Genomic DNA, 16,144 nt, shown 5'->3' with positions numbered 1-16,144 from the left:
TGTGTTGGTTCATGTGAAAGGAGGCGCTTCTATGCCACTGGTTATATTGGCATTAGGCATCGTGCTATTGTTCTTCCTTATTGTAAAAGTGAAGTTGAATAGCTTTTTATCTCTTATTTTAGTGTGTATTTTATTGGCTTTCGGTGAAGGCTTGCCGATTGATAAAATTTTCCCGACCATTCAAAAAGGTTTGGGTGCTACCTTGGGCGGCTTAACAATTGTAGTCAGCTTTGGTGCAATTCTCGGCAAACTCATGGCCGACAGTGGTGGGGCACAGCGTATTGCTACAACCTTAATCAACATGTTTGGTCGTGAAAACGTAAAATGGGCAGTTTGTTTAACCGGATTTATTGTTGGTATTGCTCTGTTTTATGAAATCGGCTTCGTACTCTTAATCCCATTGGTATTTACCATTGCTGTAGCAGCTGATATTCCGCTTCTTGAAGTAGGTATCCCTATGGCGGCCGCCTTATCCGTAACTCACGGTTTCTTGCCACCGCATCCGGGTCCGACTGCTATTTCCGTTATTTTTAACGCTGATATCGGCAAAACCTTAATCTATGGTTTGATTATCGGTATTCCGACTGTTATTATTGCCGGTCCTTTGCTTTATAACACTGTAAAAGATATTAAAACGGAAATTCCGGAAGGTCTTCACAATGATAAAAACTTCACTGATGAAGAAATGCCTTCCTTCTTGAGCAGTATTTTAACAGCTTTAACGCCGGTTATCTTGATGGCTATCAGTGCTGTAGGCAAAATGATGGGTATTCCTAAAGATGCGCCTATCATGCATATCTTTAACTTTATCGGCGATCCGAGTGTAGCTTTAACGATTTCCATCATCGTTGCATTCTATACTTTCGGTTATGCGCGTGGCAAAACGACTAAAGAAATTATGGAAACTTCCGAAAAAGCAATTCTTACAGTTGCCATGATTCTCTTCATTGTAGGTGCCGGCGGTGCTTTGAAACAAGTCCTCATCGACAGCGGTGTAGGCGACTATATCGGTCATTTGGTAATGGGCGCTAACTTATCCCCATTATTATTGGCTTGGATTATTGCATCCGTTATTCGTATTGCTGTTGGTTCCGCGACTGTTGCGGCTCTTACAGCCGGCGGTATCGTAGCGCCGCTTATTCCGCTTACCGGTGTAAGCCCTGAATTAATGGTACTGGCTGTTGGTGCCGGTAGTGTAATCTTCAGTCCGCCAAACGATCCCGGCTTCTGGCTTTTCAAAGAATTCTTCGGTCTCACCGTTAAACAAACCGTTCGTACCTGGTGTGCCGTAGAAACAGCCATTGCCGTATGCGGTTTAATTGGTGTAGAAATCTTGAATTTATTTGTTTAGAATATTGATTGTTTGTGTATTACAACCATTTTATAAACAGGTGATAAAAGAATAACGTAATTGGTATAATAATGACTATAACAATTACTCAAAGAGGTTGCTTCATTGGAAAGCAACCTCTTTTTTGTTGAAAAGGTATATTTTATTTTTATTTATATTCAATTTGTTTAAAAATATAATTCTTTTTTATTTTCGTTATGTTTAATAAAAGTAATGTAAAAAGTATTTTTTTAGAAAATAAAAACCTATCTTATTAATAGATTTATCACTTAATTATATAATGTCTTGATTTACAATTTGATTTATTTTGTAATATGAAAATATTATGATTTATTTCATTGTGGGTTGAGATTAGTTAGGTGATAGTATGAAGAAGAAACAAAGAGATATACTGACAGCACTTGCTTTGGGGGCATTTGCTATATGTGGCGTAAATGAAGTGGCAGCAGCTACAGATTATTTGGCTGTTAATTCCGATGATGCAGTTCCGGTAGCAACCGGGACTAACAGTTTAGCTGTGGGACCGGAATCTACAGCTGAGGCAGTAAATAGTATTGCCATAGGTAATGGTACCGGTGTTGTCAATGTGGCTACTTATGGCATAGCGGTAGGAACTAATGCCAAAGTATCGGCCTCGGATAATTATAGTGATACTATGTCAAATTCGGATAAACGAAAAACAAGCGGACAGACTTCGGTAGCTATAGGTGTTAATGCTGAAACAAAGTGGAGTGGCGCAACAGCCGTAGGAGCGGGCGCTAAAGTAAATGGTCTAAATGCGTCCGCCTTCGGCAATGGAGCTAACGCCGTTGGCGAAAACAGTATTGCATTCGGCGGTGCTTCGATGAGCGAGACTTATACGTATTTTGATACTATTTACAATATGAATAACGCTATTGCAATTGGTAAGGAAGCTTATGTTGGGGCCGGTCGAGGTATTGCCATCGGCTTGAAAACAAAAGCAACGGGGATTGCTTCGACAGCTCTCGGGGCAAAGGCAGAAGCTTTGGGTGAGAGTGATACGGCAATCGGTAATCAAGCACATGCTAATGGCTGGGGCGCTTCAGCATTTGGCACCATTGCTAAAGCAGATGGCCTGAATGCTACGGCTATCGGCAATGACGCACGTTCTCAAAATACATATGCTGTAGCGTTAGGGTCTGATGCGATTGCAACCGCAGTGGGGAGCACTTCATTAGGGACTAATACTCAAGCTGACGGTCGTATGTCTACATCGTTAGGGTATAATGTACAAACATCAGGACTTCACGGCATCTCAATCGGTACTAACACTGTGCGAAATGCAAATGCCAATAATGATGCAAATGCCGGTGGCGATTACGCCATTTCCATGGGATCGGATACACATGCAAGAAATACGGATTCTATTGCTATAGGACGTCAAGCTGATTCAACCAGTGCCGGCGGTATAGCAATAGGAGCGGAGTCTTTTGTTGAAATACAAGGCGGAGTAGCATTAGGCAATCAGGCAATTGCTAATCGGTATAGTTTGAAGGATGTGTCGGTAACCAATAAAGTTTCTGCGTCTGAGAATGAAGTGTACGGTGCCGAAAAGTCTTCGGCCACCGATAAAACTTCAATTGCCGGTACTGTTAAAGGAAATTACGGAGCTGTTTCGGTAGGTAATGATGATGGAACCCGTCAAATTACGAATGTAGCTGCCGGCTCGGAAGACAGTGATGCCGTTAATGTGGCACAACTTCGTTCTGTTGAAAATGACATTGGAGCTACGGTTAAAGAATATACTGATGGCTATACAACGATTATAAATAAACACACTAATCAAATTAACGATTTAAATAATCGCGTTGATGATTTGGACGGTCGTGTTAATACAGTAGAACGAGATGTTACCGGGATGAAAGGGGAAATTCATGATGTAGGTGCCATGTCGGCTGCTTTAGCAGGACTTCGAAATTTGGCATTTGATCCGAGCAGTAAATTGAACTTTTCAGTGGCCGGTGGCTTTTATCGGGAAGCTTCAGCCATGGCCTTAGGTGCATCGTATCAACCTAATGAAGATGTGCTTCTGGCATTTGGTACCAGTGTAGGTAATAATGACAACATGTATAACGTATCCGCTACCTTTAAAATCGGTCCGAGCGAAAAACGTCGTGCCGAAATAAACGGCGAGCGCATGGCTCCGATTAGTACCGTTTACATATTGAACGATTAAATGACCATGTTAAAAGAAGATAATCAAAAAGCCAATCAGCGAATTGACCAGCTCGCAAAAGAGAATGAAGAACTTCGTCAAAAACTGGAATTATTTATGACAAAACTTTCAGTTTGAAAATCAAAAATATAGTATATAAAAATAAACACAGATAGCTATACCGGATAACTATAACAGTTTTATAAAAAGGCAGTATTGCCGCCGAATAATAATAAACGTGCCGTATAAGTCTTATGACTCACATTCCTTGATAGATAGTAACTAACAGTACTAAGCATAATCCTCCCAAATCCTTGCTTTTGTACTCCAAAACCTTCTAAAGAGTAATTGTGTTATAATAAAAAGACCTATACGGCACATCTTGCTTTTAATTTCATACTTTTATAGCACGAGAACCTATGCTACCGGCAAGCCGTTCGAGAGAGTAATATTTTAGAGGGAAGCGATGCAGCAATTAGATAGGCTGTATGATAGTGAAGAGGGTGGTGTGAACGTTTGAAGCGACTTTTTTTGCGAAGCAAACCAGGAGCAAAAACGGTTACACCACCCTCTATAACGATTTAATTGCTGCATCGCATAAGAGATAAAATATTTTGCCTCAAACCGCTTGCCATAGTAACAGTTCGTGTGATATACTCATAAAGTATGAAATTACGCACGCAGATCTGATCCGACATCTGTGTCAGGGCTTTTCCTGATTTATACTCGGATATGAAGCTGCGGAGGTTTATTAACAGGAGGTGCCAACATGGCAGTAGTATCAATGAAACAATTATTGGAGGCCGGCGTACACTTCGGTCACCAGACAAGAAGATGGAACCCTAAGATGGCTAAGTTCATCTTCACTGAACGTAATGGTATTTATATCATCGACCTTCAGAAAACAGTTAAAAAAGTAGAAGAAGCTTACGATTTCCTTCGTGAAGTTGCTCAGAACGGTGAAGTAATTCTTTTCGTGGGCACAAAGAAACAGGCTCAGGAATCCGTTAAAGAAGAAGCTATCCGTGCTAACATGTTCTATGTAAACGAACGTTGGTTAGGTGGTATGCTTACTAACTTCAAAACTATCGAAACTCGTGTAAAACGTTTAAAACAGCTTGAAACAATGGCTGAAGACGGCACATTCGAACTTCTTCCTAAGAAAGAAGTTATCGGCCTGCGTCATGAAATGGAAAAATTGGAAAAATACCTTGGCGGTATCAAAGATATGCCAAAAATGCCAGGCGCATTATTCGTAATCGATCCTAAAAAAGAACGCATTGCAATTGCAGAAGCTAAAAAATTGGGTATCCCTGTAGTAGCTACAGTTGACACTAACTGTGATCCTGACGAAATCGACTTCCCAATCCCTGCAAACGATGATGCTATCCGTGCCGTTAAATTGTTAACAGGCAAAATGGCTGACGCTGTATTGGAAGGCCGTCAAGGCGAATCCTTGGATGACCAGGGTGAACACCAAGAAGCTGCTGACCAAGCTTTAGAACAAATGGTTTCTGATTCCGTTGATATGGTTCAGGACGGTCAGGGCTGATATAGCTTTTAACAGCACAGCTTTACAAACTTAAAATGTATCTGACATTGGATAAAGTTTTGCTTAAAAATATTTGATGAATAAGCTTTTTACGGTGAGGATAAACTGCGAAAACAGCAATATTGCTTTTTTCAGAGTGAATACTCCGTATAAAGTATAAAATATTATATAATCGGCAAAAATTTATTTGATAAAAAATGTAGAACGATATAAAATTAAGGTAAGGCTATCAGACCTTACCTTAATTAATGTATAGGAGGTATATATTAAATGGCAATTACTGCTGCATTAGTAAAAGAATTGCGCGAAATTACAGGCGCAGGCATGATGGATTGCAAAAAAGTATTAACCGAAGCTAATGGCGATATCCAAAAAGCAATCGACTTACTTCGTGAAAAGGGCTTAGCGGCTGCTGCTAAAAAAGCAGGTCGTATTGCTGCTGAAGGTGTGGTTGCTTCCTATATTCATGGTGGCGGACGTATTGGTGTTCTTGTAGAAGTTAACTGCGAAACTGACTTTGTAGCTAAAACCGAAGACTTCCAAGACCTCGTAAAAGATATTGCTATGCAGATCGCAGCAGCAAATCCTACGTACTTAAAACGTGAAGAAGTTCCTGCTGAAGTTATTGAACATGAAAAAGCTGTTCTTTTAGAACAAGCTAAAGCAGAAGCTGAAGAAGACGTTAAAGCAGGCCGCAAACCAAAACCTGAAGCTGTGCTTGAAAAAATGGTTAACGGTCGTGTTGAAAAATTCTATAAAGAAAACTGCCTTATGGAACAAGTTTTCATTAAAGATGGTGACAAAACTATTACTGATGTTATTACTGAAAAAATTGCTAAAATCGGTGAAAACATTAACGTACGTCGTTTCGTTCGCTACGCTTTAGGCGAAGGAATTGAAAAGCGTCAGGATGACTTCGAAGCTGAAGTTCGTGCAGCCGCTGGTCAATAAGAGTTAAAGAGATAAGAGAACACCGTCACGTGTTCTCTTATTTTGTAATAGCAGAGGAGTAATAAAGCAATGAGTAATAGAAATTTTAAACGAATCGTCTTGAAGTTGAGTGGTGAAGCCTTAGCCGGTGATCAGGGCTTTGGTATTAACCCGGTAGTAGTTGAAGAAATTGCTAAAGAAATCGCTGAACTCGCTCGTACTACTGATTTGCAGATTGCTATAGTAGTAGGCGGCGGTAACATTTGGCGTGGTTTGGCGGGCAGTGCTAAAGGCATGGACCGTGCTTCCGCTGACTATATGGGCATGATTGCCACTGTTATGAACTCCTTAGCATTACAAGACGCCCTTGAAAATGCCGGTGCGGCTACACGTGTTCAGACTGCTATTGCGATGCAGGAAGTAGCTGAACCATACATTCGTCGTCGTGCTATTCGTCATTTAGAAAAAGGTCGTATCGTTATTTTTGCCGCCGGAACGGGCAACCCATATTTCTCCACCGATACTACAGCTGCACTTCGTGCTGCCGAAATCGAAGCAGATGCCATTTTAATGGCCAAAAAATTTGCTGATGGTGTATATGATTCTGATCCACGCACCAATCCGGATGCTAAGAAATTTGATGAGCTTACATACATGGAAGTAATCAGTCGTGAACTTAAAGTTATGGACGCGACTTCTACGACCTTGTGTAAGGATAATAATATTCCAATCGTAGTGTTCAGCATGGATATTCCAGGCAATATTACACGCGCTGCGAAAGGGGAAGTTGTTGGTACTATTGTAAGAGGTGAAGAATAATGGAAATTCAAGAGTTATTAACCCGTGAAGAAGGCCGTATGGACAAAACCATCGAGGCTTTAAAACATGAGTTTGCTTCCATTCGTACCGGCCGCGCCAGTACAGCCTTATTGGACAAAGTAATGGTTGATTACTACGGCACACCATCGCCAATTAACCAGGTTGCTAATGTAACGGCTCCGGAACCACGTTTGATTTTAGTAAAACCATGGGAAAAATCCATGATCGGACCGATTGAAAAAGCAGTTTTACAATCCGACTTAGGACTTAACCCTAGCAATGACGGCGATACCATCCGCTTGGCTATTCCTCAGCTTACCGAAGAACGTCGTAAAGAACTCGTTAAAGTAGTAAGCAAAAAAGCGGAGGAAGCTAAAGTTGCGGTTCGTAATATTCGCCGTGATGCCAACGATGCTCTTAAAAAAGAAGAAAAAGCTAAAACCATCACCGAAGATGATGCTAAACAAGGTCAAGATAAAATCCAAAAATTAACGGATAAAAAAATTAAAGTTATCGATGACTTGAAAGACAAGAAAGAAAAGGACGTATTAGAGGTATAATGAATACGCCGAACTTAATTGTTGGATTACCTTGGCAGCTTGCACAGAAGATGTTGCAGGCTGCCAATATCCCTTTTTCAGTAACTATGGGGGAGAACTACAATAGATTTTTTACTGTTGCTGACAATGATTTTTACGTAGGCCGAGTGGCGTATGTAGAGGAAGAGGGCTTGTGGCAGATTTTGCTGTATCGCCCTATGATAGCAAGCGGTTTTGAAAACTGCACTGAGGTACAATATGCTAAAGAATTTACTTCGTAAGAAAGAGGCGACCGGTTCAACAAATGATGTTGTGCTGGATCCTAACAATATACCTCACCATGTAGCTATTATTATGGATGGCAATGGTCGTTGGGCGAAACGCCGTGGTTTACCGCGTACGATGGGACATCGTGCGGGGGCTGATGTATTAAAGAAAATCGTAATTGCCGCTGACGAAATCGGGATCAAAGCATTAACTGTATACGGTTTTTCCACCGAAAACTGGAAACGTCCGGCTACGGAAGTGTCTTTATTGATGAGTTTGATTCGTGAATATTTACTGGGAAATGTGCGTGATATGCATGAACATAATGTGCGTATTCGTTTTATCGGTTATATTGGCGGTTTATCGGAAGAATTGCAACAGATTATTGCTGATGCAGAACAATTAACTAAGAATAATACGGGTCTTACCTTGCAGTTAGCGATTAACTATGGGGGACGCGATGAAATAGTAAGAGCTGTTAAAGCTACAGTAGTGGAAGTACAAGCAGGTACTTTGGCGATTGAAGATATTAATGAAAAATCATTTGGTGAACATTTATATACCAAAGAGTTCGATAATGTGGACTTATTGATTCGACCAAGCAATGATTATCGAATCAGTAATTTCTTATTATGGCAATTGGCATATGCTGAGTTTTGGTTTACCGAAACTCACTGGCCTGATTTTACAGCTCAAACTTTATTGGATGCTGTGTATGCCTACCAGCAACGAGAACGGCGCTTCGGCGGTTTGAAGACGGAGGAATAATATGCTGAAAACTCGTGTGATTACGGCATTAATCGGCTTACTGATAGCAATCATTGCTATTACAGCAGGCGGATATATTTTTAACGGTATTATTCTCATACTGGCTTTGTTAGGCTGGCGAGAATATGTGCGAATGTTGAGTAAAGTTAATGTAGTATTACCGGAGCGATGGGGCTATTTATTTACCATCCTCTTGATGGGAGCCTTGGCTTTCGGTTTATATAAGTGGGCTGTTATTGCGGCTGCGGCAGCAATTATGACTATCGGTTTACTTTATATTTTCGGACCTGCCAGACTTGATTTATCAGTAATCAGTTGTTCGATTTTCGGCTTTTTCTACATTAATGGCGGTTTTGCCGCTTTTATGGCTTTACGTGAGAACTCTATTTATGAATTGTTATCGGTTTCTGTGGTTACTGATCATATAGGTATACTCGTTATTTGGCTTTTATTGCTCACAACTTGGGCCAGCGATACTTTTGCTTATTTTGCCGGTGTTAAATGGGGCAAACGCAAAATTGTGCCTACTATCAGTCCGAGTAAGTCTTTGGAAGGCTATGTAGGCGGGTTTATCGGGTGTTTATTAACCGGGATTCTGTATGCTGTCATTGTAGGCATTCCGTTTTCTTTGGGATTCGGAGCCGGTCTTTTAACAGGTATTGTGGCACCGTTAGGTGATTTGTTTGAATCCAAATTGAAACGTTATTGCGGCGTTAAAGACTCAGGTGTTTTATTACCGGGGCACGGCGGTGTATTAGACCGTTTTGACAGTCTTTTATTTTCAGCACCAATGGTATTAATTTACCTTTTGTAATTGAATATAATAAATAATAGAGAACAGTAGTAAAAATAAAGCAAAGGAGTTTCTATGAAAACACTGAGTATTCTTGGGAGTACCGGTTCTATCGGCACGCAAACATTGGATGTGGTACGACAACATCCCGATTTATTTTCGGTAAAAGGGCTGGTAGCATACCGAAATGTGGATATCTTGGAAGCTCAAATTAAAGAATTTCAACCGGAAGTAGCCGGACTTGTAGATGAAACAGCGTTTTTAGAGTTAAAGAAACGCTATCAGGGGCCTACCCGTTTAATCGGCGGGAAAGAAGCGTTAATTGAAGCCGCTACTTTACCGAGTGCCGAACTTGTGGTTACTGCCGTAGTGGGAGCAGCCGGCATTGAACCTACAGTTGAAGCTATCAAAGCTAAGAAAACGATTGGGTTAGCCAATAAAGAAACTTTGGTGGCCGGAGGTCCTTTGATTACGTCTTTGTGCAAGGAATACGGTGTTCAATTATTGCCGATTGACAGTGAGCATAGTGCAATCTTTCAATGTTTGGAAGGTCAGTCTCGTGAAAATGTAGACTCATTGTTGATTACGGCATCGGGCGGACCGTTACGTACTTGGTCGTCTGAAAAAATTGCAACGGCTACGGCCGCTGATTGCTTGCGTCATCCAACGTGGAATATGGGCAATAAAATTACAATCGACTCGGCAACTTTATTTAATAAAGGCCTCGAAGTAATTGAAGCTCATTGGCTGTTCGATTTTGACTTTGATCATATTAAAGTGACCGTTCATCCGCAGAGTATTGTTCATTCTATGATTATGATGAAAGACGGTGCAATTTTGGCACAGTTGGGTAATCCGGATATGCGTGAGCCTATTCAATATGCGCTTACTTATCCTGAACGTAAACCTCTCAAGATGGATACGCTTACCTTTGCTGATGCATTGACATTGGAATTTTTCCTACCTCGCTATGAAGATTTTCCGGCTCTTAAATTGGCCTTTGAAGTAGGGCGTGCAGGCGGCTTCAAACCGGCTGTGTTCAATGCGGCCAATGAAATCGCAGTTTATGCATTCTTGGATGGCAAAATTCGTTTTGCCGATATTTATAAAACGGTTGTTGCTGTTTTAGATAAAATGGAATCAGAACCGACATTTACGCTGGAACATTTGCGTGAAATTGATTTATGGGCTCGTGACACGGCCCGGGCTTTGATTAAATAGGAGAGACTATGTTAACTATTCTTGCCACAATCTTTGTGTTTGGCATTATTGTGTTTATACATGAATTTGGTCATTTTATTACGGCCAAAGCCAGCGGTATGCGCGTTGACGAATTTGCTATCGGTTTCGGTCCTGCTATTGCAAAGAAACGCAAGGGTGAAACTTTATATTCTATTCGAGCTATCCCACTGGGCGGTTATAATAAAATTGCCGGTATGGATCCGGAAGAGCCGTTGGATGATCGTTCATTTTTAAATAAACCGGTATGGAAACGATTTATCGTTATTGCAGCCGGTGCTGTTTTTAACTTTTTATTGGCTATCGTTATTTTCTTTATGATTTATGCCGTAAACGGTATTCAGACTCCATCTATGGAACCGGTTGTAGGGAATATGATGAGCAATTCACCGGCTATGACTGCTCATATGACGGTGAATGACCGTATTGTATCGATTAACGGTAAACCGGTTAATGAGTGGACCGACATTTCTAAATCTTTACAGGGGACAGCTAATACTTTAGTGCCGATTGTAGTTAACCGTGACGGAGTTAATCAGGAATTGACCGTTATTCCGGAAGCTGTTGGTAATGAAGGTCGTGCTGTTATCGGGATTAATCCGGTTATGAATTCCATGCCGTTAAATGTGGCTGAAGCTGTGGTTCAATCCTTGCATACCACCGGTTTTGTATTGGTTAGCATGGTTGACGGCATTTGGTCTATGATTACGGGCCATACGAATGCTGAATTAGCCGGCCCTATCGGGGTAGCCCAAATGGCCGGGCAAGTGGCGGAAAGCGGTTTTGCCAATTTGCTTCAATTTACGGCCCTTTTAAGTTTAAATCTCGGTGTCATCAACTTATTGCCGATTCCGGCCTTGGATGGTGGCCATTTAATCGTATTAATTATTGAAGGAATTACGAGACGACGTTTGCCGGCGAAAGCATTGCAGTATATTCAAATGACGGGGATTGTCATTTTGTTGGCGCTCTTCGTATATGCTACGACTCATGACATCAGCCGTCTGTAATATAGGAGTTAACCTATGATTAACAGAAAAGAAACAACTCGAATTAAAGTGGGTTCGGTACCGATTGGTCATTTTGCACCGGTCAGCGTTCAATCCATGATTACCACGAATCCGGTAGAAACGGAGAAGGCTATTGCCGAAATTAACCGCCTTGCTGAGGCCGGTTGTGATTTGGTGCGCTTGGCCGTACCGGATATGGCCGCTGCCAAGGCTATTAAAGCCGTTAAAGCAGGCGCCCGGATCCCGTTGATTGCGGATATTCATTTTGACTATACATTGGCTCTGGAAGCGATTGACAGCGGTGTTGACGGCTTACGTATTAACCCTGGCAATATCGGCGGTATCGACAATGTAGTAGCCGTTATTAAAAAGGCCAAACCAAAACAGATTCCGATTCGTATCGGTGTAAATGCAGGTTCTTTACCGACTCATATTTTGGACGCCTATGGCGGCCATCCTTGTGCCGACGGTATGGTAGAAGCCGCACTGGAACATGTGCGCATTTTGGAGTCATTAGATTATAAAGAAATGAAGCTTTCCATTAAAGCTACCGATGTACCGCTCATGATAGAAGCGTATCAGAAGCTGTCCGCTAAAGTACCGTATCCGCTTCATTTAGGAGTAACGGAAGCCGGTACTATTACGCAGGGGACTGTTAAATCTTCTATCGGTATTGGTGCATTATTGGCTCAGGGTATTGGTGATACTTTGCGTGTTTCCTTGACAGGGGATCCGATTCATGAAGTTGAAGTAGGTAAAACCATTTTAAGTTCCTTAGGTCTTCGTACTTACGGGGCTACCATGATTTCCTGCCCAACCTGCGGTCGTTGTCGCGTTGATTTGTTCAGCATGGCGGAAACTGTGGAAGCACGTTTAAAGAGCATTAAAGAACCGATTCGTGTAGCCGTTATGGGCTGTGTTGTAAACGGTCCGGGCGAAGCACGTGAAGCCGATTTTGGGATTGCCGGCGGTGACGGTCGCGGTATTGTCTTTCGCAAGGGTGAAGTCATTAAAACTGTTGATGAAAGTGAATTAGTGGATGCTTTATTCCATGAAATAGAAATGTATTTAGAGTCAAAAGCAAAGGAGTCGTAATTCAATGTTAGCCAGTAAGTTATATGCCCCTACATTAAGAGAAACACCTGCTGATGCAGATGTAGTCAGTCAACAATATATGTTGCGTGCCGGTATGATCCGCAAAATGGCAGGGGGGATTTACTCCTATTTACCATTAGCATGGAAGAGCATTCGTAAAATCAAAGCCATTATCCATGAAGAAATGGCGTCTATTGATGCTCAGGAAATTATGATGCCGATTATTCAACCGGCTGAAATTTGGCAGGAATCGGGCCGTTGGAATGTATATGGTGCGGAAATGATTCGTTTTAACGACCGTCACGACCGTTCTTATTGCTTAGGACCGACTCACGAAGAAATGATTACGACACTCGTAAAAGACGAAGTTAAATCGTATCGTCAGTTGCCTTTGACTTTATATCAAATTCAAAATAAATATCGTGACGAACGTCGTCCACGCTACGGTTTGATGCGTAGCCGCGAATTCATCATGAAGGATGCGTATTCTTTCGACCTTGATGAAGCCGGTTTGGATAAATCCTATTGGGATATGTATCATGCCTATGAACGCGTATTCAGCCGTTGCGGTTTGTATTTTAAGCCGGTAGAAGCTGATTCCGGTGCTATCGGCGGCAGCAACAGTCATGAGTTTATGGCTTTAGCTGATTCCGGCGAAGCTGATGTTATTCACTGCGATAGCTGTGATTATGCAGCCAATATTGAAATTGGTAAACCGAGTGTGATGAAACAAGCGGAAGAACCTTTATTGGAACTTACCGAAGTGGCTACTCCGGATGCTAAAACAATTGATGCTGTAGCCGAACAATTATCCTTGCCTTTGGATAAAACTATGAAAGCCGTTGTATTATCCGTTGACGGTGTCGTAGTTTTAGCTATGGTACGCGGTGACCATGAAGTGAATGAAATTGCCGTACAACATGCTGTTGACGGCGGCGTTGAACCGGAAATGGCCAGCGAAGAAGAATTGCAAGCGGCCGGTTTGACCGGTGGTTTCATCAGCCCTGTAGGCTTGAAACAGACGGAAACATTCAAAATCGTGGTGGATGAATCCGTAATGGAAATGTTCAATGCTTGCGGCGGTGCCAATAAAAAAGATGCTCACTTCATTAATATCAATCCTAAACGTGACTTCAATTTGGAAGATATTATTGTAGCCCCAATTCGTTTAATTACGACTGACGATGTATGTCCTAACTGTGGCGGCCATTTAGGAATCGCTAAGGGCATTGAAGTAGGTCAGGTATTTAAATTGGGCACTAAATACAGTGAATCCTTAAACGGTACTTTCCTTGATCAGAATGGCCGTCCTAATCCATATATTATGGGCTCCTACGGTATCGGTGTATCTCGTACCTTAGCGGCTGCTATTGAACAGTTCCATGATGAAAACGGTATCATTTGGCCACGAGCTATTGCACCGTTTGAAGTAGTGGTTGTACCTATTAATGCTAAAGACGAAGCACTTATGGAAGCAAGTACTAAGATTTATGAAGAACTTAAAGCGGCAGGCGTAGACGTATTGCTTGACGATCGTAAAGAACGTGCCGGTGTTAAGTTTAAAGATGCTGACTTGATTGGTTATCCTTTGCGTATTACGGTAAGTAAAAATACCTTGGAATCAGGTGCTGTAGAATTAAAAACTCGTAAAACCGGTGAAGCTGTTGAAGTCGCTATTGCAGATGTTCAAAAAGCTGTAGCCGATACGTTAAATACTTTATAATCTATGGCAGTCGATGGGATTCTATCGACTGCCTTTGCTGTCATTAATTCTTGTTGCGTAATAGTCAATATAAGGAGGTAATGATTATGTTAGTAGATTTTCACATGCACAGTACGGCATCTGACGGCGTAATGCGTCCCTTGGATTTGCGCGATGCCAATAAAGCGGCCGGTATTAAGATGATGTCCGTAACCGATCATGATACGATTGAAGGCTTTTTAGCTATGTTGAAAAAGCCGGATTTAGATATTACCGTTATTCCGGGCTGTGAATTTAGCTCTACCTATAAAGACAAAGATGTTCATATCCTTGGTTATGCGTTTGACTACACAAATAAAGAGTTAGTAGACTATTTAACATTCTTTAGAGAGTCTCGTGAAAACCGTATTTTCAAAATGATTGACTTGTTGGCCAAAGACAGTTACGATGTGTCCGTTGAAGAATTTAAAGCCATGTTTCCGGATGCCAATTCGTTAGGTCGTCCGTTGTTGGCACAGCTTTTAATCAAAAAAGGTTATTTGAAAACAGTAGATGAAGGCTTCGAAACTCTGTTAAGACGGGGCAGTCCTTATTATGTACCGAAATTTAAAGCAGATCCGGTTGATGTGATTAACTTAATTCATGATTCCAACGGTTTGGCTGTGATGGCTCACCCGAAACTTTTAAAGAATGATGAATATGTTAAAGAATTGCTCGAATTACCGTTTGACGGTATCGAAGCCTATCATATTATACAGAAGGCAGAGGATTCGGCTTGGTACCGCAAGATGGCTATACAGCGTAAATTATTGGTTACCGGCGGTTCGGATTTCCACGGTATTCCCGATAAATTGCCATTGGCTATCGGTGACTATTTAATTCAAAGTGAAAAAGTTGCAGATTTTTTACATGTATTACAAGCACATTAATCGACAGGTAAAACATCTGAATTTTTAGGCACAGTTATTTTTTAACTCAGCTGAAATTTTAGTTTTAGCAACTATGTCCTAATAACATATACAGTATTATTGAGAAGACGGAGATACACTATGGAAGTTATTGCTTTTGTAGGACCCAGTGGTACAGGCAAAAGCCATCGTGCGCTTGTGGTCGCTCATGAGAATAATGCAGAATGCATCATTGATGACGGCATTTTGATTCACAATAATAAAATTGTTGCAGGTTTTTCCGCCAAAAAAGAAGCCAGTCGTTTAAAGGCGGTTCGACGTGCTATTTTTCAGGATCCGGAACAAATTCGTTCAGTTAAAGAACAATTAGATATCATAAAACCGGCTCGTATTCTTATCTTGGGCACATCTGAAAATATGGTAAGCAAGATTTCAACGGCATTGGGGATTGGCAAGCCATCTCGTTATATTCATATCGAAGATGTGGCTTCCACTCGTGAAATTGAAAAAGCACAAAATGCACGCCTTAAAGAAGGTAAGCACATCATTCCGGTGCCTACCATGGAATTAAAACCGCATTTTAAAGGATATTTGATTGATCCGATAAAATCTATTTTGCGACGTACGCGCAGCAATAAACCGAATGGCAACGGAACCGAAGATTTTGAAAAGTCGGTTATTCGTCCGGTATTCAGTTATTATGGGCGTTTAACATTCTCAGATCAGGTGATTGAGGCTTTAATTAAGAACAGTTTGGTTAAAGTTCCGGGAATTGTCGGTTGTGAAGATATTAAAATCAAAAAGACCACTAAAGGTACAAATGCATTAATGCTTGAAATGGGTGTTTCCTTATATCGCGGACGTCCCGTGAAGAAGATAATGAATGAAATGCATAAAGCCATCAGTAATGAAATAGAATATATTACGGGTATGTCGGTAGAACGATTGGCAATTGTAGTCAATAATTTGGTAGAACCTAAGCATGCTTAAAGAAG

The 16,144-nt window shown here is 41.3% G+C and carries 15 protein-coding genes; all 15 read left to right on the top strand.

Features of this window, described 5'->3' with window-relative positions:
• Positions 1-31: 31 nt before the first annotated feature.
• The 15 genes from EO126_RS07420 (at position 32) to EO126_RS07350 (ending at position 16,139) form a co-directional block, all read left to right on the top strand.
• Entirely contained in the window at positions 32-1,351 is a 1,320-nt protein-coding gene (locus EO126_RS07420; RefSeq protein WP_127008223.1) for a gluconate:H+ symporter, read from the top strand.
• A gap of 367 nt (positions 1,352-1,718) precedes the next feature.
• Positions 1,719-3,548 (top strand): YadA-like family protein, encoded by a 1,830-nt coding sequence (locus EO126_RS07415; RefSeq protein ID WP_127008221.1) that lies wholly within the window; start codon positions 1,719-1,721, stop codon positions 3,546-3,548.
• Between the two features lie 748 nt (positions 3,549-4,296).
• A complete protein-coding gene (gene rpsB, locus EO126_RS07410; RefSeq protein ID WP_127008219.1) occupies positions 4,297-5,079 on the top strand; it encodes a 30S ribosomal protein S2 in 783 nt (260 codons plus the stop codon).
• A gap of 270 nt (positions 5,080-5,349) precedes the next feature.
• Positions 5,350-6,030 (top strand): translation elongation factor Ts, encoded by a 681-nt coding sequence (gene tsf / locus EO126_RS07405; protein ID WP_006556669.1) that lies wholly within the window; start codon positions 5,350-5,352, stop codon positions 6,028-6,030.
• A gap of 69 nt (positions 6,031-6,099) precedes the next feature.
• Positions 6,100-6,828, top strand: coding sequence for a UMP kinase (gene pyrH, locus EO126_RS07400; RefSeq protein WP_006556670.1), 729 nt, complete (start codon positions 6,100-6,102; stop codon positions 6,826-6,828).
• Complete coding sequence (frr, locus tag EO126_RS07395; protein ID WP_006556671.1) at positions 6,828-7,388, top strand: ribosome recycling factor; 561 nt, start codon at positions 6,828-6,830, stop codon at positions 7,386-7,388. The genes pyrH and frr overlap by 1 nt, the downstream gene beginning before the upstream one ends.
• A complete protein-coding gene (locus EO126_RS07390) occupies positions 7,388-7,648 on the top strand; it encodes a hypothetical protein (protein WP_006556672.1) in 261 nt (86 codons plus the stop codon). The genes frr and EO126_RS07390 overlap by 1 nt, the downstream gene beginning before the upstream one ends.
• The gene (locus EO126_RS07385) at positions 7,626-8,402 is read left to right on the top strand and encodes an isoprenyl transferase (RefSeq protein ID WP_006556673.1); all 777 of its coding nucleotides are present in this window, start codon (positions 7,626-7,628) and stop codon (positions 8,400-8,402) included. The genes EO126_RS07390 and EO126_RS07385 overlap by 23 nt, the downstream gene beginning before the upstream one ends.
• 1 nt (position 8,403) lies before the next feature.
• Entirely contained in the window at positions 8,404-9,216 is an 813-nt protein-coding gene (locus EO126_RS07380; protein ID WP_127008217.1) for a phosphatidate cytidylyltransferase, read from the top strand.
• A gap of 54 nt (positions 9,217-9,270) precedes the next feature.
• Positions 9,271-10,416, top strand: a complete 1,146-nt coding sequence (locus EO126_RS07375) for a 1-deoxy-D-xylulose-5-phosphate reductoisomerase (RefSeq protein WP_127008215.1) — start codon at positions 9,271-9,273, stop codon at positions 10,414-10,416.
• 8 nt (positions 10,417-10,424) lie between these two features.
• The gene (gene rseP, locus EO126_RS07370; RefSeq protein WP_127008213.1) at positions 10,425-11,444 is read left to right on the top strand and encodes an RIP metalloprotease RseP; all 1,020 of its coding nucleotides are present in this window, start codon (positions 10,425-10,427) and stop codon (positions 11,442-11,444) included.
• A gap of 15 nt (positions 11,445-11,459) precedes the next feature.
• Complete coding sequence (gene ispG / locus EO126_RS07365) at positions 11,460-12,539, top strand: flavodoxin-dependent (E)-4-hydroxy-3-methylbut-2-enyl-diphosphate synthase (RefSeq protein ID WP_006556677.1); 1,080 nt, start codon at positions 11,460-11,462, stop codon at positions 12,537-12,539.
• Positions 12,540-12,543: 4 nt separating this feature from the next.
• Positions 12,544-14,262: a proline--tRNA ligase gene (locus EO126_RS07360; RefSeq protein WP_006556678.1), complete on the top strand. Its 1,719-nt coding sequence runs from the start codon at positions 12,544-12,546 to the stop codon at positions 14,260-14,262.
• A gap of 86 nt (positions 14,263-14,348) precedes the next feature.
• On the top strand, positions 14,349-15,170 hold the full coding sequence (locus EO126_RS07355; RefSeq protein ID WP_164726715.1) for a PHP domain-containing protein: 822 nt from the start codon (positions 14,349-14,351) through the stop codon (positions 15,168-15,170).
• 120 nt (positions 15,171-15,290) lie between these two features.
• Entirely contained in the window at positions 15,291-16,139 is an 849-nt protein-coding gene (locus EO126_RS07350; protein WP_006556680.1) for an Asp23/Gls24 family envelope stress response protein, read from the top strand.
• Positions 16,140-16,144: the final 5 nt, after the last annotated feature.

It is taken from the genome of Veillonella seminalis (genome assembly GCF_003992065.1).
Classification (GTDB): domain Bacteria; phylum Bacillota; class Negativicutes; order Veillonellales; family Veillonellaceae; genus Veillonella_A; species Veillonella_A seminalis.
This window is presented reverse-complemented; position numbering and strand designations above follow the sequence as displayed.